The organism is Arcobacter sp. AHV-9/2010 (assembly GCF_004116575.1).
Lineage (GTDB): Bacteria > Campylobacterota > Campylobacteria > Campylobacterales > Arcobacteraceae > Aliarcobacter > Aliarcobacter skirrowii.
Genome location: NZ_PDKH01000017.1, coordinates 1 through 516 on the forward strand (window position 1 = coordinate 1; position 516 = coordinate 516).

A 516-nucleotide genomic window follows, 5' to 3' on the forward strand; every position below is an offset into this window, starting at 1 on the left:
TTGCAGGTCTTGTTGCTGCTGGTGAGCATATGAGTCCATTTCCTCATGCTCATGTTGTAACAACAACAACTCATAAGACTCTAAGAGGTCCAAGAGGTGGTATGATTATGACAAATGATGAAGAGATTGCTAAAAAAATAAATAGTGCTATTTTCCCAGGACTTCAAGGAGGACCTTTAGTTCATGTAATTGCTGCTAAAGCTGTTGCATTTAAAGAGATACTTGATCCAAAATGGAAAAGCTATGCAAAACAAGTAAAAGCAAATGCAAAAGTATTAGCAGAAGTTCTAGTAAGTAGAGGTTACGATATAGTAAGTGGTGGAACAGATAATCACTTAGTTTTAGTATCTTTTTTAAATAAACCATTTAGTGGAAAAGATGCAGATGCGGCACTTGGAGATGCAGGAATTACAGTAAATAAAAACACAGTTCCAGGAGAGACAAGAAGTCCATTTGTTACAAGTGGTATTAGAATAGGAAGCCCAGCACTAACAGCAAGAGGAATGAAAGAGAAAG

Annotated in this window: 1 pseudogene; it reads left to right on the forward strand. The window is 36.6% G+C overall.

The window, feature by feature from the left end:
- Positions 1–516: pseudogene (gene glyA / locus CRU94_RS09520) on the forward strand (serine hydroxymethyltransferase); the annotation flags it as partial.